The organism is Streptomyces sp. NPDC002580 (assembly GCF_042889485.1).
Lineage (GTDB): Bacteria > Actinomycetota > Actinomycetes > Streptomycetales > Streptomycetaceae > Streptomyces.
Map to the genome: position 1 here is coordinate 49,004 of NZ_JBIAQZ010000007.1, position 21,197 is coordinate 70,200.

The following is a 21,197-nucleotide window of genomic DNA, read 5'->3' on the forward strand; positions in this document are numbered from 1 at the left end:
CCGGGGCCCGCACGCCGGCACCGTCACGCCATCGGCCTCACGTCACCACCGTCACTCCCATCACGTCGCGGGCGTGCCGTCCCGGCACCATGCCCAGGCGCCACGCCTGCCAGCCGGCGTCCAGGTCGATCCCCCGCTCCAACAGCAGCTGGTACGTCTCGATGAAGTCGTCGAGCCTGCCGTCGCGGGTCGGGTGGCCGCCGAGCGAGAGCTGCGACAGCTCCTCCTGGGCCACCGCGGCACCCACCTCGTAACCGCCCGGGGCCGCGTAGGGCAGCAGGGTGCAGCGCAGGAAGCGGGCCCAGTCCTCACCCCGGCGGTCGCCGTACGAGGCGAACAGGGCGACGGCCTCGTCGCACAGGGCCAGCGCCTGCCCGGCACGCGCGTTCCCCCCGTCCACGACGGCGAGCTCCAGGCACGTCCACGCCTCGCCGTGCGCCACCCCGATGCGACGGAAGTCCGCGCGGGCGTCGACGAACAACTGGCGGGCGAAGCCCGAGTTCCGCAGCGAGCCCGTCTGCGCGGCGCGCTGGTCCCGGGTCACCCGCGCCGAGTGGTGGCGGGCGCAGGCCAGGCCGTAGACGTCCCGCATGCGGGAGAACATCGTCCGGGAGCGCTCCAGCTCGCGCACCGCCTGGTTCAGGTCGCCCGTCTCCTCCAGCGCCTGGCCCAGGTAGTAGACCGTCCAGGCCTCACCGCGCGCGTCCTCGTTCTCGCGGTGGCGGGAGGCCGCCTGGCGCAGCCCGTCGACCGCGGAGGACGGATCGCCCTCGACGAGCCGGGCGCGGGCCAGCTGGGTCAGCGCCCACGCCTCGCCGCGGGCGTCGCGCGTACGGCCGTACAGATCGAGCGCGGCACGCAGTTCACGGTCGGCGCGCGGCACGTCGCCCATCCGCAGGCCCAGCTGGCCGAGCTGGAAATGGGCCCAGGCCTCCCCGTGCACCGAGCCGCTCTCCCGGTGCAGGACCAGCGCCCGGGTGAGGAGATCGAGGGCGTGCGCCAGCCGGGACCTGTCACGCTCCACCGCCGCCAGCGCGTGCATCGTCCAGGCGCGGTCGGCCGCCAGGTCCTCGGAGGCCTGGAGGTCCATGGCCTCCTGGAGCTTGGCCGCCGCCTCGGTGAGGTTGCCCTGGTGGTGCAGCGTGATGCCGAGGGAGCACAGCGCCCTGGCGGCCCCCGCGTCGTGGTGGGCCTCGAAGTAGAGGTCCACCACCGAGGACAGGGTCGTCCGCGCCTTGTCCAGCTCGCCGAGCTGGCGGGCCGCGATGCCCGTACGCCACTGCACCGAGCGGACGAGAAGCCCCTGGTCGACGGCCTGGGCCAGCTCGCTGATCTCCCCCAGGCGGTAGAGGTCGCCGCGCAGCAGGCAGTAGTCGCACAGCGCGCCCAGGAGGTGCAGCACCGCCGCCTGGTCCACCCCCTCCGCGTGCCGCAGGGCCGCCGTGATGAAGCTCGACTCGTCGTCCAGCCAGCGCAGCGCGGCGTCCAGCGAGGTGAAGCCCTGCGGCCCGAACCGGTCGGCGCGCGTCGACGTCCTGCCGTCCACCAGGCGGATCACCGAGTCGGCGAGCTCCGCGTAGTTGACGATCAGGCGTTCCTGCGCGGCGGTCCGCTCGGAGGGCTCCTCCTCGTCCAGGAGGCGGGCCGAGGCGAAGGCCCGCACGAGATCGTGCAGGCGGTAGCGACTGCCGCGCACGTGATCGATCAGGCCCGCCCGGGAGAGGGCGGTGAGATGGCGGGTGGCCTCCGGCTCGTCCGTCGCCAGGAGCGACGCCGCGGCCGCCGCGCCCATCGAGGCGCGCCCGGCCAGGGCCAGTCTGCGCAACAGCCGGCGCGCCGGCTCCGACTGGTCCGTGTACCGCAGCCACAGCACCCGCTCGACGGGCTCCACGGGGCCGTACGCCGCGAGGTCGGTGGCCAGGGCGCGCGGGGTGCGCGGGCCGATCGAGGAACCCGCCACGCGCAGGGCCAGCGGCAGCCCGCCGCACAACTCCCTTACCCGTTCCACGGCTTCGGCGTCGTACGGGCCCGAGGCGTCCTGCGCCGACGCGGTCAGCAGCTCCTCGGAGCCCGCCGGGTCCAGCGCCTCGACGGGCAGCCGGTGCACCCAGGCGGCCAGATCGGCGGGCAGGTCGAGGGGCTCGCGCGAGGTGACCAGCACGAGGCTCTCCGAGCGTTCGGGAACCAGGGTCCGCACCTGCCGGACGTCGCTCGCGTCGTCCAGCACGATCGTCACCGGCAGGCCCGTCAGGTGCTGGTGGTACAGCTCGCTGAGCCGTCGTACCTGCTGGTCCGGCGAGGAACGCTCACGGAAGAGCAGCTGTTCGCGCGGGGCGCCGAGCCGGTTCAGCAGGTGGAGCAGCGCGTCGCGGGTGGGAAGCGGAGGGTCGTCCGGGAGGTCCCCCCGCAGGTCCACCACGCACGCGCCGCGGAACTGGTCCCGCAGGGCGTGCGCCGCCCGGACCGCGAGCGTGCTGCGGCCGGAGCCCGGCGCGCCGTGCAGCACCACGACCGTCGGCTTCGTCTCCGTGCTCGCCCGGGCGGCGTGCACCCACTGCGCGATCCGCGCCATCTCGGTCCGCCGCCCGCTGAACGGGCCGTCCGGCTCAGGCAGTTGACCGAAGGACTGCTCGAGGACGCTGCGCCGACGGGCCGCCGCGCTCTTGTCGGTGCGCCGTAACTGCGGCGCGCCCTTCTTGGCGCCCGTCGAGGCGTTGAGGACGCGCTGCTGATCGAGGAACGGCCGGATGCCCCGTACCTCCAGGGCCGTCAGCCACGCCAGACGCAGTTGCTCGGGACCTCCGGGCTGGCCCAGGGCCCCGGCCCGGCGGCTCGCGGCGGGCAGGTGCGTGGCCGTCACCTTCAGGACGGTGGCCGCGGCCCCCGCCACGGCGACCGTCGCTCCGGTGCCCACGGCCGCGCCCGCTCCGGTGCCCAGCGCCAGGTCGGCGACGACGGCCGCGAGCGCGCCGACGCCCGCCACCAGCAGGGGAGTTCCGGCCCCCTCGCGGGCGTACCGCTGTCCGAAGGACTGCCGTCCCGCTTCCGAGGCCTCCAGCGCCCGGGTGTACGCCGTGTACTCCTCGGCGGCCGTCTCCGCCATCGCGTCGAGCGCGGCCCGCGCCCGCGACAGCAGCACACCCCCGTCCACCCGTCCCCCGGAGCGGCGCACCTCCTCCTCGACGGCCCGGGCCAACAGCCGCTCGGCCTCTGCCCGATGGCTGTCCCGCATGTGACGTCCCCCTCCAACGGCAACCGCTTGGCCTATGAGTGTCCTTCGGAGAGGACGCGAGCGCGAGAGGGCCGGGGATCACCGTTCGGCGGAAGGCGGCCGGGGGCGGTCGGAGGTGACGGGAGGCGGACGCCCGCCACCCACCCGGAACGGACACCGACTCTCCACCGGTTCGACCGCCCGGGCCGTCAGGCCGTTCCGCGCCGGACGGGAGCACGTCAGGCAGGATGGGAGCATGGCGAACCGACTGGCCCATGAGACGTCTCCGTACCTTCTCCAGCACGCCGACAACCCCGTCGACTGGTGGCCCTGGTCGGCCGAGGCCTTCGACGAGGCACGCAGGAGCGGCAGGCCCGTCCTGCTGAGCGTCGGATACAGCAGCTGTCACTGGTGCCACGTCATGGCCCATGAGTCCTTCGAGGACGACGCGACCGCCGCGTACCTCAACGAGCACTTCGTCAGCGTCAAGGTGGACCGCGAGGAGCGCCCCGACGTCGACGCCGTCTACATGGAGGCGGTGCAGGCGGCGACCGGACAGGGCGGCTGGCCCATGACGGTGTTCCTCACCCCGGACGCCGAGCCCTTCTACTTCGGCACCTACTTCCCGCCCGAGCCCCGGCACGGCATGACCTCCTTCCGGCAGGTGCTGGAGGGCGTGCACGGCGCCTGGACCGACCGGCGGGACGAGGTGGCCGAGGTCGCCGGGAAGATCACCCGGGATCTCGCCGAGCGGGAGATGAACTTCGGGGACAGCCGGGTTCCGGGCGAGGAGGACCTGGCCGGCGCGCTGCTGGGACTCACCCGGGAGTACGACGCCGCACGCGGCGGATTCGGCGGGGCGCCCAAGTTCCCGCCGTCCATGGTGATCGAGTTCCTGCTGCGTCACCACGCGCGGACCGGCGCCGAGGGCGCGCTGCAGATGGCCGCCGACACCTGTGAGCGGATGGCGCGCGGCGGTCTCTACGACCAGCTCGGAGGCGGCTTCGCCCGGTACTCGGTCGATCGCGAGTGGGTGGTGCCCCACTTCGAGAAGATGCTCTATGACAATGCCCTTTTGTGCCGGGTCTACGCCCATCTCTGGCGGTCCACCGGGTCCGAACTGGCCCGCCGGGTCGCGCTGGAGACCGCCGACTTCATGGTGCGCGAACTGCGTACCGACGAGGGCGGGTTCGCCTCCGCGCTCGACGCGGACAGTGACGACGGCACCGGCCGGCACGTCGAGGGCGCCTACTACGTGTGGACGCCCGCGCAGTTGCGTGAGGTCCTCGGGGACGCGGACGCCGAACTCGTCGCCCGGTACTTCGGGGTCACCGAGGAGGGCACCTTCGAGGAAGGCGCCTCGGTACTCCAACTCCCGCAGTCGGAGCAGGTGTTCGACGCGGAGAGGATGGCCTCCCTGCGGGAGCGGCTGCTGGCCGCGCGGGCCGGGCGGCCGGCCCCCGGACGCGACGACAAGGTGGTCGCCGCCTGGAACGGGCTCGCGGTGGCCGCCCTCGCGGAGACCGGCGCCTACTTCGACCGGCCCGACCTCGTGGAGGCCGCGATCGGCGCCGCCGACCTCCTCGTGCGGCTGCACATGGACGACCGGGCACGGCTGGCCCGGACCAGCAGGGACGGGCGGGTGGGCGCCCACGCGGGGGTCCTGGAGGACTACGCGGACGTCGCCGAGGGCTTTCTCGCGCTGACGTCCGTCACCGGGGAAGGGGTCTGGCTGGAGTTCGCCGGGTTCCTGCTCGACCATGTCCTGGCCCAGTTCACGGACGCCGGGTCGGGCGCGCTGTACGACACGGCGGCCGACGCCGAGCGGTTGATCCGCCGGCCGCAGGACCCCACCGACAACGCCACCCCGTCGGGGTGGAGCGCGGCCGCCGGGGCGCTGTTGTCGTATACCGCGCAGGCCGGTGCGCAGCCGCATCGCGTCGCCGCCGAGCGGGCGCTCGGCGTGGTGAAGGCGCTGGGGCCGCGGGCGCCCCGCTTCATCGGCTGGGGGCTCGCGGTCGCCGAGGCGCTGCTCGACGGGCCCCGGGAGGTCGCGGTGGTCGGGGATGCCGACGATCCGGCCACAACGGCCTTGCGGCGCGCGGCACTTCTGGGGACCGCCCCGGGTGCCGTCGTGGCCGTGGGCGCGCCGGGAAGTGGTGAGCTGCCGTTGCTCTCCGGCCGACCGCTGGTGGACGGTGAACCGGCCGCCTATGTCTGCCGCAACTTCACCTGCGACGCCCCGACGACCGATCCTGACCGGCTTCGCACGGCTCTGAACGGCCGAAACGTGTGATCCCGTACCGGCTCAAACGCCTTTAGTGTGTGGATTGTTCAGCAAGTCGACCGACTGTGATGAAACACGCTCTTCACCAGAACAACCTATGCGCTTCACAGATCACCCATAGTCTCTGCATGGTGACGCGACAAGTGTGACGCACTGTCGCGACTGGGGGTTTTTGGGGATCTGGGGGGATCTGTTGCTCACGTCTGTCTTCATCGCTGCCGTTTCACTGGCGCTCTTCTGGATGGCGGCCTTCACCCTGTGGTGGCAGATGCACGCGTGGCGTACGCCCGAAGTGCTCGCCTCCACCCGGTTCGACAGACCGGACGGGGGTGAGGGCCTGTCCTTCTCGCTGCTGCTGCCCGCGCGGCACGAGCAGGCGGTGCTCGACCACACCATCCAGCGGCTGCTGGAATCCAGCCACACCGACTTCGAGATCATCGTCATCGTGGGGCACGACGACCCGGAGACCACCGAGGTGGCCCGGGACGCCGAGGCGCGCGATCCGCGGGTGCGGGTCGTCGTCGACCACCATGAGAAGAAGAACAAGCCGAAGGCCATGAACACGGCCCTGCCGCACTGCCGCGGCGACGTGGTCGGGGTCTTCGACGCCGAGGACCAGGTCCATCCGGAGCTGCTCGCCCACGTCGACCACGCGTTCCGCACGACGGAGGCGGACGTCGTCCAGGGTGGGGTGCAGCTCATCAACTTCCACTCCAGCTGGTACAGCCTGCGCAACTGCCTGGAGTACTTCTTCTGGTTCCGCTCCCGCCTGCACCTGCACGCGCAGAAAGGGTTCATCCCGCTCGGCGGCAACACCGTCTTCGTCCGGACGGACGTCCTGCGGGAGGCCGGCGGCTGGGACCCCGACTGTCTCGCCGAGGACTGCGATCTGGGCGTACGGTTGTCCAGTGTCGGCAAGAAGGTCGTCGTCGCGTACGACTCCGACATGGTGACCAAGGAGGAGACGCCCGGCTCCCTGATGTCGCTGCTCAAGCAGCGCACCCGGTGGAACCAGGGCTTCCTCCAGGTCTACCGCAAGCGGGACTGGAAGCAACTGCCGGGATTCGGGCAGCGGTTGCTCGCCCGCTACACGCTGATGACGCCGTACCTCCAGGCGGTCTCCGGTGTGATCATCCCGCTCAACGTGGCGGTCGCGCTCTTCCTCGACGTGCCCGTCGGGATCGCCTTCATCACGTTCCTCCCGGCCGTGACCGCCCTGGTCACCTTCGTCTTCGAGCTGGTCGGGCTGCACGACTTCGGCAAGCAGTACGGGCTTCGCGTCCGCTTCGTGCACTACCTGAAGCTCGTCGTCGGCGGTCCCTTCTACCAGGTGCTGCTCGCGGGTGCCGCCGTGCGCGCCGTCTGGCGTGAACAACGGGGGCGTAACGACTGGGAGTTGACCAGTCATGTCGGAGCGCATCTCACCGAAGTGACCCGAGAGGACGTTCCCGCGTGACCTCCACCCTTCCCGCGGCGACCACACCCACGGTCCCCGCGCAGCGGCCGCGTGCGCCAAAAATCGTCCCGACGTCCGTTCCCGCCCCGCGTTTTCGCAGATCGCGCGCCGATCTGATCCTCTGCGCGGTGCTCCTCGCGGCGATCCTCGTCGTGCAGGGCTGGAACATCTCCGCCTACCCGACCCTCAGCGACGACGAGGGCACCTACCTCGCCCAGGCCTGGGCCGTCCAGCAGGGCAAGGGCCTGGCCCACTACACGTACTGGTACGACCATCCGCCGCTCGGCTGGATCCAGATAGCCGTGCTGACCTGGATCCCCGCGCACCTCAGCCCGGCGTCGATGACCGTCGGCTCGATGCGCTTCGCGATGCTCGTGGTCAGCGCGGTGAGCGCGGTCCTGCTGTACGTCCTGGCGCGCCGTCTGTCGCTGCCCCGCTGGGCGGCCGGCCTCGCGATGGTCCTCTTCGGACTCTCCCCGCTCTCGGTCGTGCTCCAGCGGGAGATCTTCCTCGACAACATCGCGGTGATGTGGACGCTGCTCGCGTTCTGCCTGGCCGCCTCCCCGAGCCGCCATCTGTGGCACCACTTCGGCGCGGGCCTCGCCGCCGCCGCCGGCGTGCTGACCAAGGAGACGATGCTCGTCGTCCTGCCCGCGCTGCTCGTCACGATGTGGCGGCACAGCCACCGCGACACCCGCAAGTTCGCACTCACCGGCGCCATCACCGCGTGTGTGCTGATCGGCACCGCGTACCCGCTGTTCGCGCTGCTCAAGGGCGAGTTGTTCCCGGGCGGCGGACACGTCTCGCTCTGGGAGGGCATCACCTACCAGATGAGCAGACCGGGCTCCGGATTCATCCTGGAGCACGGCACCGGCTCGTACGGCGTCCTGCGGTCCTGGCTGTACTACGACCGGGTGCTCCCGCTCGGCGGCCTCGCGGGCGCCCTGCTGCTCCTGGTCACCTTCCGCTGGTCGGTGACCGCGCGGGCCCTGGCCGGACCCGCGCTCACCGTGGCGATCCTCGCCCTGGTGGCCCTGCGCCCGAACGGCTACCTGCCCGCGATGTACGTCATCCAGGCGCTGCCGTTCCTCGCCCTGGTCCTCGCCGGAGGAACCGCGAGCGTCGCCCACGCCGTACTGCGCAGGCGGCGGACCGAACAGGAGCGGACGTACGTGACCTGGGGGCGCCGCGGGCTCGCGGCGGTGCTCGCGGTGGCCGCCGGCGCCTATGTCGTGCCCCACTGGTACGACGGCGACCGCACCGCCGTGACCGCCGACGCCAACGCCCCCTACCGGGCGGCCTCCTCCTGGCTGAAGACGGAGGTGGCGGACCCGGAGGACACCCGGGTCCTGGTCGACGACGCGCTCTGGCTCGACCTCGTGCACGACGGCTACCGGCCGGGCCTCGGCGCCATCTGGTTCTACAAGGCCGACCTCGACCCCGCGGTCGCCAAGACGATGCCGCACGGCTGGAAGGACCTCGACTACGTGGTCGCCTCCCCGACCGTACGGCGCGACGCCGTCGACCTGCCCAACGTGAAGGCCGCGATCGAGCACTCCACGGCGGTCGCCACCTTCGGCAGGGGCGAGGACCGCATCGAGATCCGGCGGATCGACCACAGCGACCAGACCACCACCACGGCCCGTTCCGGAGGCAGTCGATGAGCAGCTTCGAGAGCACTGTCCCCGACGAGCTGGGCGACCCGGCGGTACGCGCCGCCGAGGTCCCCGAGCCCGGCGCCGTGACCGTCGTCGTCCCCACCTTCAACGAGTCCGCGAACATACGGGAGTTGCTGCACCAGATCACCGCGTCGGTGCCGGCCCGGCTGCCCTGCGAGGTCATCTTCGTGGACGACTCCACGGACGACACCCCCGCGGTGATCTCCGAGGCCGCGCGGGACTGCCCGTTCCCGGTGACCGTGCTGCACCGCGAGGTGCCCGAGGGCGGGCTCGGCGGCGCGGTCGTGGAAGGACTGAAGGCGGCGAGCTCCGACTGGATCGTCGTCATGGACGGGGACTGCCAGCATCCGCCGTCCCTGATACCGGAGTTGGTCGCCTCCGGTGAACGCGCGAACGCGGGTCTCGTGGTCGCCAGCCGCTACATCAAGGGCGGCAGCCGGGAAGGGCTCGCGGGCGGCTACCGCATCGCCGTGTCCCGGAGCGCGACCTGGCTCACCAAGGCACTCTTCCCGCGCAAGCTGCGCGGGGTCAGCGACCCGATGAGCGGGTTCTTCGCGATCCGCCGGAGCGCGGTCACCGCCGACGTCCTGCGACCGCTCGGCTACAAGATCCTTCTCGAACTGGCCGTGCGCAGCCGTCCGCGCCGGGTCACCGAGGTGCCCTTCGTCTTCCAGGACCGGTTCGCCGGCGAGTCCAAGTCGACGGCGCGGGAGGGCTTCCGGTTCCTGCGCCACCTCGCCGGACTGCGCACCGCCTCGCCGGTCGCCCGCATGGTGGGCTTCGGACTGATCGGCGCCACCGGCTTCCTGCCGAACCTGCTCGGCCTGTACGCGCTCACCGCCGCCGGACTGCACTACGTACCGGCGGAGATCCTCGCCAACCAGCTCGGCGTGGCCTGGAACTTCCTGCTGATCGAGCATCTGCTGTTCCGTGAGCGCCGGGGGCATCGCACCTGGTGGGACCGCGTGGGCCGGTTCGCGCTGCTCGCCAACGCCGATCTCGTGCTGCGCATCCCGCTGATCGCGCTCTTCGTCCACCGCTTCGGCATGGGTGCCCTGTCCGCCACGGCGCTGGCCCTGGTGACGACCTTCGTTCTGCGCTTCGCCGGGACCGAAGCGCTGGTCTATCTGCCGCGCCGCAGCAGCCAGAGCGGGCGTGGGAGCCGCACAGCGAGGAGAACCACGTGAGATTCCGGGTGAGACCACGACGGAGAACCGCCCTGCTGGCCGTGACGGGCCTCGCGGCCGGGCTGCTGCTCGGGTCGCCGCAGCCCGCGTCGGCCGCCAACCTCGTCACGAACCCGGGCTTCGAGACCGCCGGCACGGACGGCATGCCGTCCTGCTGGGAGAAGTCCGGCTGGGGCGACAACGACTTCAGCTTCGCGACCGTGACCGACGCCCACTCCGGCTCCAAGGCCATGAAGGTCACGCTGACCCGCCGGGTCGACGGTGACCGCAAGGCGCTGATCACCGAGTCCGCCGCGTGCGCGCCGGTGGTCACCGTGGGCAAGCAGTACGACCTCGGGCTCCACTACAAGACGACCACCCCGGACGCGGCCATCACGCTGTTCCGGCACGACACCACGGCGGGCTGGCAGTACTGGACCGACCTGAAGACCCTGGACATGGCGGCGGCCTGGACGCAGGCGACGGTCCGCACCCCGGCCGTCCCGGCGGGCACCGACCGCATCACCTGGGGCGTCTCCGTGTACGGCACGGGGTCCGCGACCACCGACGACTACACGATGGAACAGGTCTCCGACCCCGTACCGCCGGCCACCTGCACGGGAACGGCCGAGGAGTGCGCGAACGGGAGGTGGACGGTCCTGCCGACGCAGAACCCGGTGCGCTCCATGCACTCCGTCGTCCTGAAGAACGGCAAGGTGCTGCTGATCGCGGGCTCCGGGAACAGCGAGGAGAACTTCGCCGCGGGCACGTTCACGTCGGCGGTCTACAACCCGGCGACCGGCGCGTACAAGGTGGTCCCCACGCCCAAGGACATGTTCTGCGCAGGTCACGTCCAGCTCGCCGACGGGCGGGTGCTCGTGATGAGCGGCAACAAGGCGTTCCCGGTCGCGGGCGGGCACGGGTACGAGGGGTACAAGGACTCGTACGTCTTCGACCCGGTCACCGAGACCTACAGCAAGACCAATGACCTGAACGACGGCCACTGGTACCCGTCGGCGACCGAGCTGGGCAACGGCGACATCATCTCCTTCGGCGGTCTGCGCGAGGACTCGTCGGGTTCGGTGACCGCCGAGCGCTGGTCGAACGCCCGGCAGCAGTGGCTGCCGCTGTGGCAGGTCAACCAGACCTGGTCGTTCTGGGGCCTGTACCCGTCGATGATCCTGATGCAGGACGGCCGGCTCTTCTACTCGGGCAGCCACGTCTTCGGCAACGGCACCCCGGGCACCGGCTCTGCGGTCTACGACTACGACGCCAACACCACGACCGCGGTCCCCGGCCTCCAGAGCAAGGACGAACGCGACCAGTCCGCGAGCGTGCTGCTGCCTCCCGCGCAGGACCAGAAGGTCCTCACCCTCGGCGGCGGCAACATCGACTCGAACCCGGCCGCGAACCGGCTCACCGACATCATCGACCTGAAGGCCGCCAGCCCTGCGTACACACAGGGCCCGCAGATCCCGCAGGGCACGGTGGACCTCGGCAACGGCAAGGTGGCCCAGACCGGCGCCCAGGGCAAGATGTACGTCTCCGCCGTACTGCTGCCCGACGGCAAGGTCCTGGAGACGGGCGGCGGACTGCACAACCGCGCCGACCCTGTCTTCGAGGCGTCGATCTTCGACCCCGCGACCTCGACGTTCGACCCGGTGACCGCCGACCCCGAGGCCCGCGGCTACCACTCCTCCGCGTTCCTGCTGCCCGACGGCCGGGTGATGGCCACCGGCGACAACCCGGGCAACGGCACCTGGAACCACGACGTGTCCGTCTACACCCCGCCGTACCTCCTCAAGGGCCCCCGTCCGAAGATCACTTCGGTCATCGACAAGGAATGGGTGTACGGGGACACGCAGCGCATCACGGTCGACCGGCCCATCGTCAAGGCGGAGTTGATCCGGCCCGCCGCGGTGACGCACTCCTCCGACCCCAACCAGCGGTTCGTCGACCTGCCGCTGAGCGTGGACGGGAACAACGTCGACCTGAATGTGACGAGCAACCCCAACATGGCGCCGCCCGGCTGGTACATGCTCTTCGCGGTCGACGCCAACGGCGTTCCCTCGGTGGCCGAGTGGGTGCACCTCCAGGGCCCGTCCGCGCTCGCCGCGGACACCGCCTCGGCGCACGTCCACTCCTTCGCCGACTCCCTGGAAGGCATCGTCACCGGGGCGGGCGGGAAGCGCACCTCGCAGAAGGTGTCCACCACCATCTCCGGCTGTGACCGCCACTACGGCACGATCAACGTCTGCGTCCCGACGGTCTTCCCCGACGGGGTGAGGAAGACGACGGCCTCCCGCTGCGCGTGGCTCAAGAAGAACGACTACGGGAGGCTGCGGATCAACGGCAAGGACGATCCGCTCCGGCTCGACCCCGACGGGGACGGACTGGCCTGTGGTGCCAGGGATCTGATCAGGCGTTAGGTGTCCGGCGGGACCGGCCGGCCGACCGGCCGGTCCTCAGGGCCCGAACTCCGTGAGGGCGCGCTCCACGACGGCTTCCAGCCGGTCGTGGTGCGCGCCCTTCCAGTAGGCGCGCCCGCATCCCGCGCACCGGGCGAAGACGTCGTACGACCGCTCGGTGCCGCTCTCCAGTTGGTCCGCGACCTGTTCCTTGGTGGTCGTCTCCAGCAGGCCGTTGCACGCGATGCAGCGCGTCCAGGGCTTCAACTGGGGGCCGAACCGGCCGAGCACGTCACGGAGTTGGTCGTCGGGCTGGGTGCTGTAGACGAAACCGCCCGCCCACAGTTCGCGGCGCCGCAGCAGTCCGCGGTCGCGGCTGAGCAGCACCCGCCGCTCGGCCGCCGACCGGGCGGCGAGGGCCGGGTCGCCGATGTCCGTGGACTCGTACGCCGTGTCGACGCCGAGGAGGCGCATCCGGCGGGCCAGGGTGCCCAGGTGGACGTCGAGCAGGAAGCGCAGCGGCGCGCCGGGGACCCGCTGCGGGCGTTCGACCGGGCGGACCCGCACGGACTCGCCCGCCGCGGGGATGTGGGAGAAGGGCACCTCGTGCCCGTCCACGACCAGGGCGCCGACCTCGGTCAGCGGGACGCCGAGCGACTCGACGACGTGACCGAGCGTGGAGGAGCCGTCGGTGCCCGCGGCGGTGGCTCCGGTCCGGCGCGCGTGCGGGACGAACAGCCCCAGTTCGGGGGCGAATTCGATGTGGATCTCCGGTCCGTTCACGCGGTCAGGATGTCACGCGGGCGTGTTCCGGGCCTCCGGGTTTCGCGACGGCAGTCCGTGTTCCAGGACGTTCACGGTGCGCTCGACCAGTTCGGCGAAGTCGCCCCGCTGGCCGGTCTCGGCCCAGTACAGGGAGGTCTCCATCAGTCCGCCGATCAGCGACATCGCGAACACGCGGACCTCCAGGCTGTCCGGGTCCAGTCCGGAGCGCTCCGCGATGGCCCGGCTCAGCAGCCGCCCGGTGACGGACATGCTCTCCATCATCCGGGACCGCACCGCGGGGACCTCGACCATCAGCCGCGTCCGGAGCCGGGAGACCTGGGGGTCCTCGGTGCTGCCGATGCCGATGGCCTTCTTGAGCACATGGCGCAGGGACTCGAACCACGGCTCGTCGTCGGGGCGCTCGCGCAGTTCCTGTTCCAGGCGTTCGTCGTACTCGTCCGTGAGGACGATGTCCTCCTTGGTCGGGAAGTAGCGGAACACCGTGGACGGGGAGACCTCGGCCGCCTCCGCGATCTGCTCGATCGTCGTGGTGTCGTACCCCTGCTCCTCGATCAGCCGGTACGTGGCTTCGCGGATCGCGGTGCGGGTCTTGATCTTCTTCCGCTCGCGGAGCCCCGGCTGGGGCTCCGCGGCGGGAGGGGAACTCTGTGCGGTGGCGGCCATGCGTCTCATTGTCCGGCATCGGCCGGGGCCGGGGCCATGTCGGTGTCCTCCTCCGGTACGGCGGCCGCGGGGCGGCCGGCGGGCAGCAGCGTCGCCGCGAGCAGGGCCGTGGCCAGCGCCGCGATCCCGCTGACCAGCAGGGTCAGGTCCATGCCGTGGACGTACGCGGCGTCCGCGGCGGCGGCGAGGGAGGGGTCGCCGAGCCGCTCGGCGACCACGTGGGCCCCGACCACCGAGCCGTCGGCGAGGTCCGCGGCGGCGCCCGGCAGCGCGGCGGTGTCCAGACGGTCGGTGTAGGTGCTCGCCAGCAGCGAGCCGAGCAGGGCGATGCCGATCGCGCCGCCCACCTGCCGCACCGTCATCAGCAGTCCGGAGCCGCTGCCGGCCCGGTCGCGGGGGAGTTCGCCGAGGGCGGCGGACATCGCGGGCACGACGGCGAAGCCGAAGCCGAGCCCGGCGACGGACAGCCACAGGGCGGTGAGGCCGTACCCGTCGTCGACGGTCGTGCTGCTGCCGAGGAACGCGGCGAGGGCGAGGACGACGAGCCCTCCGCTGATCACCGCGCGCGCCCCGAAGCGGGTGATCAGCGGCTGCGCGCCGCGGGAGGCGACGAGCAGCCCGCCCATCATCGGCAGCATCCGCACGCCGGTGGCGAGCGCGTCGTGGCCGAGGACCGCCTGGAGGTACTGGGGCAGCACGAACATGAGGCCGGACAGGATGAACATGACGAGCGTCGCGGCGAGGGTGTTGAGCAGGAATCCGCGCCGGGCGAGCAGGGACAGGTCCAGCATCGGGCGGGTGGCGCGGCGTTCGCGGACGACCAGGAGCGCGATCAGGACGGCGGAGGCGGCGGAGCAGCCGAGGACGAGAGGGTCGCCCCAGCCGCGGGACGGGGCTTCGATGATGGCGTAGATCAGGGCGCTGAGGCCGACCGCGGTGAGCGCGGTGGAGACGGCGTCGACCTTCGGGGAGGCGGGGTCGCGGGTCTCGGGGAGCAGGAGGAGACAGGCGGTGATGCCGATGGCCGCCATCGGCACGTTGACCAGGAAGACCGAGCCCCACCAGAAGTGGTTCAGCAGCCAGCCGCCGATGATCGGGCCGAGCGGCAGGCCGAGCGCCGAGGCGGCGGAGACGGCTCCCACCGCCTTGGCGCGCTCGTCGGCTCCGAACAGCGAGGGCAGCACGGCGAGCGCGAGCGGCATCACCAGCGCGCCGCCGACACCCATCAGCGCGCGGGCGGCGATCACCCAGGTCACGTCGTCGACGAGGGCGCCCACCAGGGAACCCGCGAGGAAGATCCCGAGGCCGGTCACGAGCATCCGGCGCCGTCCGAAGCGGTCGCCGAGCAGGCCCGCGGGGAGCATCAGCGCGGCGAAGACGACGACGTACGCGTCCGCCATCCACTGCTGTTCACCGGTGGACGCGCCCAGGTCCCGGGCGATCGTCGGCAGCGCCACGTTGAGGATCGTCATGTCGAAGCCGAGCACGAGCATGCTCGCGACCAGGGCCCCGAGGGCCCACCAGCGGCGGGGATCACGCCGAGCGGCGTCGTCCTGTGTGAGAGTCTCCATGAAATGAGAGTAACTTCCAAAAGAGGGGTACTGTCAATGCAGTGCGACTCTCAATTCACGGGGGACGGGGTGGGGGCCGAGGGGCGAGGTCGCCGCGCCGGAAACGCGCAGTGGCCGCGGCTGGGGAGCCGCGGCCACTGAGGGGAGTCGAGGGAGGAGGTCAGCCGTGCTGGTAGGCCACCAGCGAGATGCCGACGTAGTGCACGGTGAACGCCGCGAGGGTCAGGGAGTGGAAGACCTCGTGGAATCCGAACCAGCGCGGTGAGGGGTTCGGGCGCTTGATGCCGTAGATCACTCCGCCCGCGCTGTAGAGCAGACCGCCGACGATCACCAGTACGAGGACGGCGATGCCGCCCGTCCGCATGAAGTCGGGCAGGAAGAAGACGGCCGCCCAGCCCATCGCGATGTAGCAGGGGGTGTAGAGCCAGCGCGGGGCGCCGACCCAGAACACCCGGAAGACGATGCCGGCCGCCGCGGCGGCCCAGATGCTCCACAGGAGCCACTGCCCCTTGGCCTCGGGCAGCAGCAGCATGGTCAGGGGGGTGTAGGTGCCCGCGATGATCAGGAAGATGTTCGCGTGGTCGAGTCTGCGCAGGACGCCGTCCATCCGCGGGCTCCAGTCGCCGCGGTGGTAGAGGGCGCTCACCCCGAACAGCAGGCAGGCCGTCAGGGCGAAGATTCCGCAGGCGACGCGGCCACGGGTCGAGTCCGCCAGCGCGGTGAGGACCAGGCCGGAGATGAGGGCGGCCGGAAACATGCCGAGGTGCAGCCAGCCGCGGAGCTTGGGCTTGATCTCTTCCGACAGGGCGTGCGCGACGGACGAGGGGCCGGCGGCCGCCGAGTCCGTGGGCGCTTCGGGGACGGGCGCAGTCATGCGCCGAATCGTACCTACGGAACCGTAGGTTACGTGTCAGTACGACCCGATCGACTCGCGACAGTGGCCATGGTCTCACGCGTTCGGGCGGGTTTTGCGGGGTACTCGCGATGAACCCCGGGCGAGCGGGCGGAAACCTCCCGGGAAGTGGCGATGCTCACTCCGCTCAGGTGTGAGGCCCTCTGGACATATGCGCGCGCCGGTCGGATCATCAAATGAGTGCGGTCGGCACCGGATGAGCGCCAAGGGTTCCCTCACCGAGAAGCATCCGGGTCGCAGCCCCCACGGGGCACAACAACAAATCCCTCATTTAGGAGCAATCGTGGCGCGCGACATCGCGGCTCCCGTCCCGACCAACCACAAGGACCTGATCTCGTGGGTCAACGAGATCGCCGAACTGACCCAGCCGGACAGCGTGGTCTGGTGTGACGGATCCGAGGCGGAGTACGAGCGACTGAGCGAGGAGCTCGTCCGCAAGGGCACCTTCAAGAAGCTCGACCCGATCAAGCGCCCCAACTCGTACTACGCCGCCTCCGACCCGACCGATGTCGCGCGGGTCGAGGACCGGACGTTCATCTGCTCCGAGAAGGAGGAGGACGCGGGCCCGACCAACCACTGGAAGGCCCCCGCCGAGATGCGCGAGATCTTCTCGGGCGAGCAGGGTGTCTTCCGCGGCTCGATGAAGGGCCGGACGATGTACGTCGTCCCGTTCTGCATGGGTCCCCTCGGCTCGGACCTCTCGGCGATCGGCGTCGAGATCACCGACTCCGCCTACGTCGCGGTGTCCATGCGCACCATGACCCGGATGGGACAGCCCGTCCTGGACGAGCTCGGCGACGACGGCTTCTTCGTGCGTGCAGTGCACACGCTCGGAGCGCCGCTGGCCGAGGGCGAGACGGACGTGCCGTGGCCGTGCAACTCCACGAAGTACATCTCGCACTTCCCCGAGAGCCGGGAGATCTGGTCGTACGGCTCCGGCTACGGCGGCAACGCGCTCCTCGGCAAGAAGTGCTACGCCCTGCGCATCGCGTCCGTCATGGCGCGCGACGAGGGCTGGCTCGCCGAGCACATGCTGATCCTCAAGCTCACGCCCCCGCAGGGTGAGTCGAAGTACGTCGCGGCGGCCTTCCCGAGCGCCTGCGGCAAGACCAACCTCGCCATGCTGGAGCCCACGATCTCCGGCTGGACGGTCGAGACCATCGGCGACGACATCGCCTGGATGCGGTTCGGCGAGGACGGCCAGCTGTACGCGATCAACCCCGAGGCCGGCTTCTTCGGTGTCGCGCCCGGCACCGGTGAGCACACCAACGCCAACGCGATGAAGACGCTGTGGGGCAACTCCGTCTTCACCAACGTCGCGCTCACCGACGACAACGACATCTGGTGGGAGGGCATGACGGAGGAGACTCCGGCCCACCTGACCGACTGGAAGGGCAACGACTGGACGCCGGAGTCCGGTTCGCCCGCCGCGCACCCCAACGCCCGCTTCACGGTGCCCGCCTCGCAGTGCCCGATCATCGCGCCCGAGTGGGAGGACCCCAAGGGCGTGCCGATCTCGGCGATCCTCTTCGGCGGACGCCGCGCCACCGCCGTACCGCTGGTGACGGAGTCCTTCGACTGGAACCACGGTGTCTTCCTCGGCGCGAACGTCGCCTCCGAGAAGACCGCCGCCGCCGAGGGCAAGGTCGGCGAACTGCGCCGCGACCCCTTCGCCATGCTGCCGTTCTGCGGCTACAACATGGGCGACTACATGGGCCACTGGGTCGACGTCGCCAAGGGCAAGGACCAGGCGAAGCTCCCGAAGATCTACTACGTGAACTGGTTCCGCAAGAACGACGCGGGCAAGTTCGTGTGGCCGGGCTTCGGCGAGAACAGCCGCGTCCTGAAGTGGATCGTGGAGCGCCTCGACGGCAAGGCCGAGGGTGTCGAGACCCCCATCGGCGTCCTGCCGGCCAAGGGGGCCCTGGACACGGACGGTCTCGACCTCTCCGAGTCCGACCTCGACTTCCTGCTCACGGTCGACAAGGAGGTCTGGCGCGAGGAGGCCGCCCTGGTCCCCGAGCACCTCAACACCTTCGGTGATCACACGCCGAAGGAACTGTGGGACCAGTACCGCGCTCTGGTGCAGCGCCTGGGCTGACGCCCCCTGTGCCGCCGCGGCCGACTCGCGTCGCCCTGACTGCGACCGTAGCGGGGGTCGGCCGCGGTGACAGCACCCCGCCGGGGTTCCGCGCACATCTGTGCGGGACCCCGGCTTTTTTGTCCCCTGCGCCCCTGCCCGTGCCGGAACGGCTGAAAAAGCACGGATTTCGCGGGACACTCCTGACATCCGTCAGTCGACCCCGAAATGAGGTGGGCGGGGGTGCGCACGCCTGTCAGTGACCCCATGAAGATCGGCCCGTACCGCATCGTGGGGCGGCTCGGATCCGGTGGCATGGGATGGGTGTACCTCGGCCGCTCGCCGGCCGGGCGCGAGGTCGCGGTGAAGGTCGTGCGTCCCGAACTCGCGGCGGAGGCCGAGTTCCGGGAGCGCTTCGCGCGCGAGGTCGCGGCGGCGCGCGTGGTCAGCGGCGCCTACACCGCGGCCGTCGTCGACGCCGACACCGAGGCCGAACTGCCCTGGCTGGCCACCCTGTACGTGCCCGGCCCCTCGCTCGCCGAAGCGGTCAAGGCCGACGGCCCCCTGCCCGAGCCGCAGGTACGACGGCTCGGCGCCGGTCTGGTCGAGGCGCTGCAGGCCATCCACGCCGCACGCGTGGTGCACCGTGACCTCAAACCGGCGAACGTGCTCCTCGCCTCGGACGGGCCGCGCGTCATCGACTTCGGGATCTCCCGCGTGGACGGCGCCCCCGGCCTCACCCAGGTCGGTGTCGTCGTCGGCACCCCGCCCTTCATGTCGCCCGAGCAGATCAAGGGGGCCACGGTGGGACCGCCGAGCGACGTCTTCTCCCTCGGCGGGGTCCTGGTGTACGCCCTCACCGGACGTCCGCCGCACGGCAGCGGAGAGGGCGTGCGGCGCCGGGTGGTCCTCGCCGCGCCCGAACTCGCCGGCATCACCGGGCCGATGCGGGACCTGGTCGCGCGCTGCCTGGCGAAACGGCCACAGGACCGGCCCCGACCGGAGGATCTCCTGGCCGGGTTGCTGGAGGCCGAGCCCCGGGGTTCCGGATGGCCGCCGCCCACGGTGGCGCACAGCATCAAGGCGCGTACCCAGGACCTGGTGAAGCGCCGCCAGGAGAGCGCCAGCGTGTCCGTGCCCTCCTGTCTGCTGTCGCACGCCCAGGCGTTGCTCGACGCCGGTCTGACCGACGCGATGGTCGCCGAGGCGGTGGGCCGTGGCGACGCCTGAGCCGTCCTCGGGCCGCGGCCGGGAGATCCTCGAAATAGGCGTTCATTGGCGCCGGTTGGTGCAGAACTGGGTGGCCGGCCGGAATTACCGCGCCGAGAGCGACACCGTTTCCGTCTCCATGCGGTTCGACCTGGAGGAAACGGGCCGGATGGTCACCGTGCGATTCATGACGACCAAGAGGCTCCTGGTCGCCTTCGCCACCGACGGGCATTACCTGCGCCGCGACCAATTGGCCGTGGCCGCCGCCGCGTCGAACGCGTGGAATACCGAGCAACTGCATCCCATGCTGTCCGTATGGGACGTGCGGGGGCCCCGCCCTTGTCTCGCAGGGGTGTGCGACCTTCCCCTGACCTGTCGAATGACGCAAACGGATTTCGATGCTTTGGCCAGTGATTGGGTGCAACGGGCGAGACAGATGTTCACCCGATGCCATCAGGTGTTCGAGTTGTAGAAGATATGCCTGTTGCCTTCCTCAAACCCTTTCGGGAGCAGGCCGGTTGCCGCCACTATGGGCGGGTGCCTTTCAGGGCCGCGGGGGTGTTCTTTTGGTCCACGGGGGGTTGTGGATGTGGCGTCGGGTTTCTTTCACGATGTTTTCCGGACTGCTCGTCGGGCTCGCTCCGGCGGCGCCCGCGGCGGCCGGTGAACCCTGCGGCGCGCGGTTCGACGAACGCCTCGCCTGCTGGTCCGGGTCGATCGACCGGGGGGCCGTGCACGTCACCCTCGACCGGGCGGTGGCGTTCGACGGCGACGCCGGGAACCGCAGGACGGCCGAGCGGGACCTGACGCGACGGCCCGGCAGACTCGTGGTCGAGGTACCCCCGGGCGCCCACACCGGGGCCGGCGGAACGGTGCTCCTCATCCTGGCGGACCCGACGCACAGGCTCGTCGCGAAGGACGCCGCCGTCGACCCGCTGTCGACCGAGGCCGTCAACGAGCTGGCCGTCCTCGGAGCCTGCGACCCCAAGGACGACAAGGACCCGTGCGCCCGGCTGCACGAGGGACACCCTCTGAAGGGCGCCGACCTCGTCGCGGGGGGCTTCGCCGTCGACCTCGCCGAGCACGTCTACACCGCCGGCTCGGCCGACCCGGCGGGCGACGCCTCGAACCCCGCCGGGACCGCCACCTCCGGGAAACAGGGAGGGAACGGCCTGGACGACCGGGGCGGGCAGGAGGGTCAGGGCGACGGGAAGGGCGGGACGGACCGGGACGGCGGCGCCGCGAAGGTCACCGACCACGCCACCGACCCGGTCGCCGATTCAGGCTGGGACACCGCCACCCAGGTGCTCGCCGTCCTGTGCGCCGTGCTCGTCCTCCTCCTCGCCCTGCTCCTCCTGCTGATCCGCCGTTCCTCGCAAGCCGTCGGCACCCTGTCCCGGCGTGAGCTCGCCGCGCCGGGCGTCGGCGGCGTCGGTCCCGCACCGGCCGCCCCGGCACGGCGCCCCCGGACGCCCGACGAGGCCACCACCCGGCTCAGGACCGGACCGGCGCCCCGCCACGGACGCCGGGTCGGCAACGTGAGCGGACCCGTCCGGCCCGCCGTCGTACGCACCGAACTGCACCCGCAGGGCTACGTCGAGGTCGACCACGTGCTGTACCGGGCGGTGTGGGCCGAGCCGGGCCGGCCGCCGCCCGCGCCCGGCCTGCCCGTCGACGTCACCGAGGCGGGCGAGCCGGACGCCGACGTCCTCTACGCGTTCCCGCCGACCGCCCGGCGGCACGCCGCAGCAGCCCGGCCCTGACACCA

General features: G+C 71.3%; 14 protein-coding genes. 9 read left to right on the forward strand and 5 right to left on the reverse strand.

Translation table 11 applies throughout. From position 1 onward, the window contains the following. Positions 1 to 37: 37 nt before the first annotated feature. Positions 38 to 3,232, reverse strand: a complete 3,195-nt coding sequence (locus ACFYW7_RS21825) for an AAA family ATPase (RefSeq protein ID WP_389504764.1) — start codon at positions 3,230 to 3,232, stop codon at positions 38 to 40. 235 nt (positions 3,233 to 3,467) lie between these two features. On the opposite strand from ACFYW7_RS21825, the gene ACFYW7_RS21830 reads away from it, so the two are divergent. From ACFYW7_RS21830 to ACFYW7_RS21850, 5 genes are all read left to right on the forward strand, one after another. Continuing rightward, entirely contained in the window at positions 3,468 to 5,507 is a 2,040-nt protein-coding gene (locus ACFYW7_RS21830; RefSeq protein WP_389504766.1) for a thioredoxin domain-containing protein, read from the forward strand. Between the two features lie 184 nt (positions 5,508 to 5,691). Further along, the gene (locus ACFYW7_RS21835) at positions 5,692 to 6,954 is read left to right on the forward strand and encodes a glycosyltransferase (protein WP_389504768.1); all 1,263 of its coding nucleotides are present in this window, start codon (positions 5,692 to 5,694) and stop codon (positions 6,952 to 6,954) included. Next, positions 6,951 to 8,618 carry an ArnT family glycosyltransferase gene (locus ACFYW7_RS21840; protein WP_389504770.1) on the forward strand — a complete coding sequence of 556 codons (1,668 nt, stop codon included), beginning with the start codon at positions 6,951 to 6,953 and terminating at the stop codon, positions 8,616 to 8,618. The genes ACFYW7_RS21835 and ACFYW7_RS21840 overlap by 4 nt, the downstream gene beginning before the upstream one ends. Continuing rightward, on the forward strand, positions 8,615 to 9,820 hold the full coding sequence (locus ACFYW7_RS21845) for a glycosyltransferase (RefSeq protein WP_389504772.1): 1,206 nt from the start codon (positions 8,615 to 8,617) through the stop codon (positions 9,818 to 9,820). The genes ACFYW7_RS21840 and ACFYW7_RS21845 overlap by 4 nt, the downstream gene beginning before the upstream one ends. A 143-nt stretch (positions 9,821 to 9,963) precedes the next feature. Then, the gene (locus tag ACFYW7_RS21850) at positions 9,964 to 12,228 is read left to right on the forward strand and encodes a galactose oxidase-like domain-containing protein (RefSeq protein WP_389505560.1); all 2,265 of its coding nucleotides are present in this window, start codon (positions 9,964 to 9,966) and stop codon (positions 12,226 to 12,228) included. A gap of 36 nt (positions 12,229 to 12,264) precedes the next feature. On the opposite strand, the gene ACFYW7_RS21855 is transcribed toward ACFYW7_RS21850, so the two are convergent. The 4 genes from ACFYW7_RS21855 to ACFYW7_RS21870 form a co-directional block, all read right to left on the reverse strand. Beyond that, positions 12,265 to 12,990, reverse strand: a complete 726-nt coding sequence (locus ACFYW7_RS21855) for a Mut7-C RNAse domain-containing protein (RefSeq protein WP_389504774.1) — start codon at positions 12,988 to 12,990, stop codon at positions 12,265 to 12,267. 12 nt (positions 12,991 to 13,002) lie between these two features. Then, positions 13,003 to 13,665 (reverse strand): TetR/AcrR family transcriptional regulator, encoded by a 663-nt coding sequence (locus ACFYW7_RS21860; RefSeq protein WP_389504776.1) that lies wholly within the window; start codon positions 13,663 to 13,665, stop codon positions 13,003 to 13,005. Then, positions 13,662 to 15,227, reverse strand: coding sequence for an MFS transporter (locus ACFYW7_RS21865; protein ID WP_389504778.1), 1,566 nt, complete (start codon positions 15,225 to 15,227; stop codon positions 13,662 to 13,664). The genes ACFYW7_RS21860 and ACFYW7_RS21865 overlap by 4 nt, the downstream gene beginning before the upstream one ends. A gap of 160 nt (positions 15,228 to 15,387) precedes the next feature. After that, on the reverse strand, positions 15,388 to 16,101 hold the full coding sequence (locus ACFYW7_RS21870) for a hemolysin III family protein (RefSeq protein WP_389504780.1): 714 nt from the start codon (positions 16,099 to 16,101) through the stop codon (positions 15,388 to 15,390). Between the two features lie 322 nt (positions 16,102 to 16,423). Here ACFYW7_RS21870 and ACFYW7_RS21875 point away from each other — a divergent pair, with 322 nt between their 5' ends. From ACFYW7_RS21875 to ACFYW7_RS21890, 4 genes are all read left to right on the forward strand, one after another. Beyond that, positions 16,424 to 18,241, forward strand: a complete 1,818-nt coding sequence (locus ACFYW7_RS21875) for a phosphoenolpyruvate carboxykinase (GTP) (RefSeq protein ID WP_389504782.1) — start codon at positions 16,424 to 16,426, stop codon at positions 18,239 to 18,241. A gap of 222 nt (positions 18,242 to 18,463) precedes the next feature. Next, positions 18,464 to 19,450 (forward strand): serine/threonine-protein kinase, encoded by a 987-nt coding sequence (locus ACFYW7_RS21880; RefSeq protein WP_389504784.1) that lies wholly within the window; start codon positions 18,464 to 18,466, stop codon positions 19,448 to 19,450. Continuing rightward, positions 19,437 to 19,901, forward strand: coding sequence for a hypothetical protein (locus tag ACFYW7_RS21885; protein WP_389504786.1), 465 nt, complete (start codon positions 19,437 to 19,439; stop codon positions 19,899 to 19,901). The genes ACFYW7_RS21880 and ACFYW7_RS21885 overlap by 14 nt, the downstream gene beginning before the upstream one ends. Before the next feature lie 139 nt (positions 19,902 to 20,040). Then, a complete protein-coding gene (locus ACFYW7_RS21890) occupies positions 20,041 to 21,192 on the forward strand; it encodes a hypothetical protein (RefSeq protein WP_389504788.1) in 1,152 nt (383 codons plus the stop codon). The last annotated feature ends 5 nt before the right edge of the window (positions 21,193 to 21,197 follow it).

Bases quoted from the DNA above. Each gene is read 5' to 3' on its own strand.
- ACFYW7_RS21865 (WP_389504778.1), bottom strand. From the start codon at position 15,227: ATGGAGACTCTCACACAGGACGACGCCGCTCGGCGTGATCCCCGCCGC.
- ACFYW7_RS21845 (WP_389504772.1), top strand. From the start codon at position 8,615: ATGAGCAGCTTCGAGAGCACTGTCCCCGACGAGCTGGGCGACCCGGCG.
- ACFYW7_RS21830 (WP_389504766.1), top strand. From the start codon at position 3,468: ATGGCGAACCGACTGGCCCATGAGACGTCTCCGTACCTTCTCCAGCAC.
- ACFYW7_RS21890 (WP_389504788.1), top strand. From the start codon at position 20,041: ATGTTTTCCGGACTGCTCGTCGGGCTCGCTCCGGCGGCGCCCGCGGCG.
- ACFYW7_RS21825 (WP_389504764.1), bottom strand. From the start codon at position 3,232: ATGCGGGACAGCCATCGGGCAGAGGCCGAGCGGCTGTTGGCCCGGGCC.
- ACFYW7_RS21850 (WP_389505560.1), top strand. From the start codon at position 9,964: ATGCCGTCCTGCTGGGAGAAGTCCGGCTGGGGCGACAACGACTTCAGC.
- ACFYW7_RS21860 (WP_389504776.1), bottom strand. From the start codon at position 13,665: ATGAGACGCATGGCCGCCACCGCACAGAGTTCCCCTCCCGCCGCGGAG.
- ACFYW7_RS21870 (WP_389504780.1), bottom strand. From the start codon at position 16,101: ATGACTGCGCCCGTCCCCGAAGCGCCCACGGACTCGGCGGCCGCCGGC.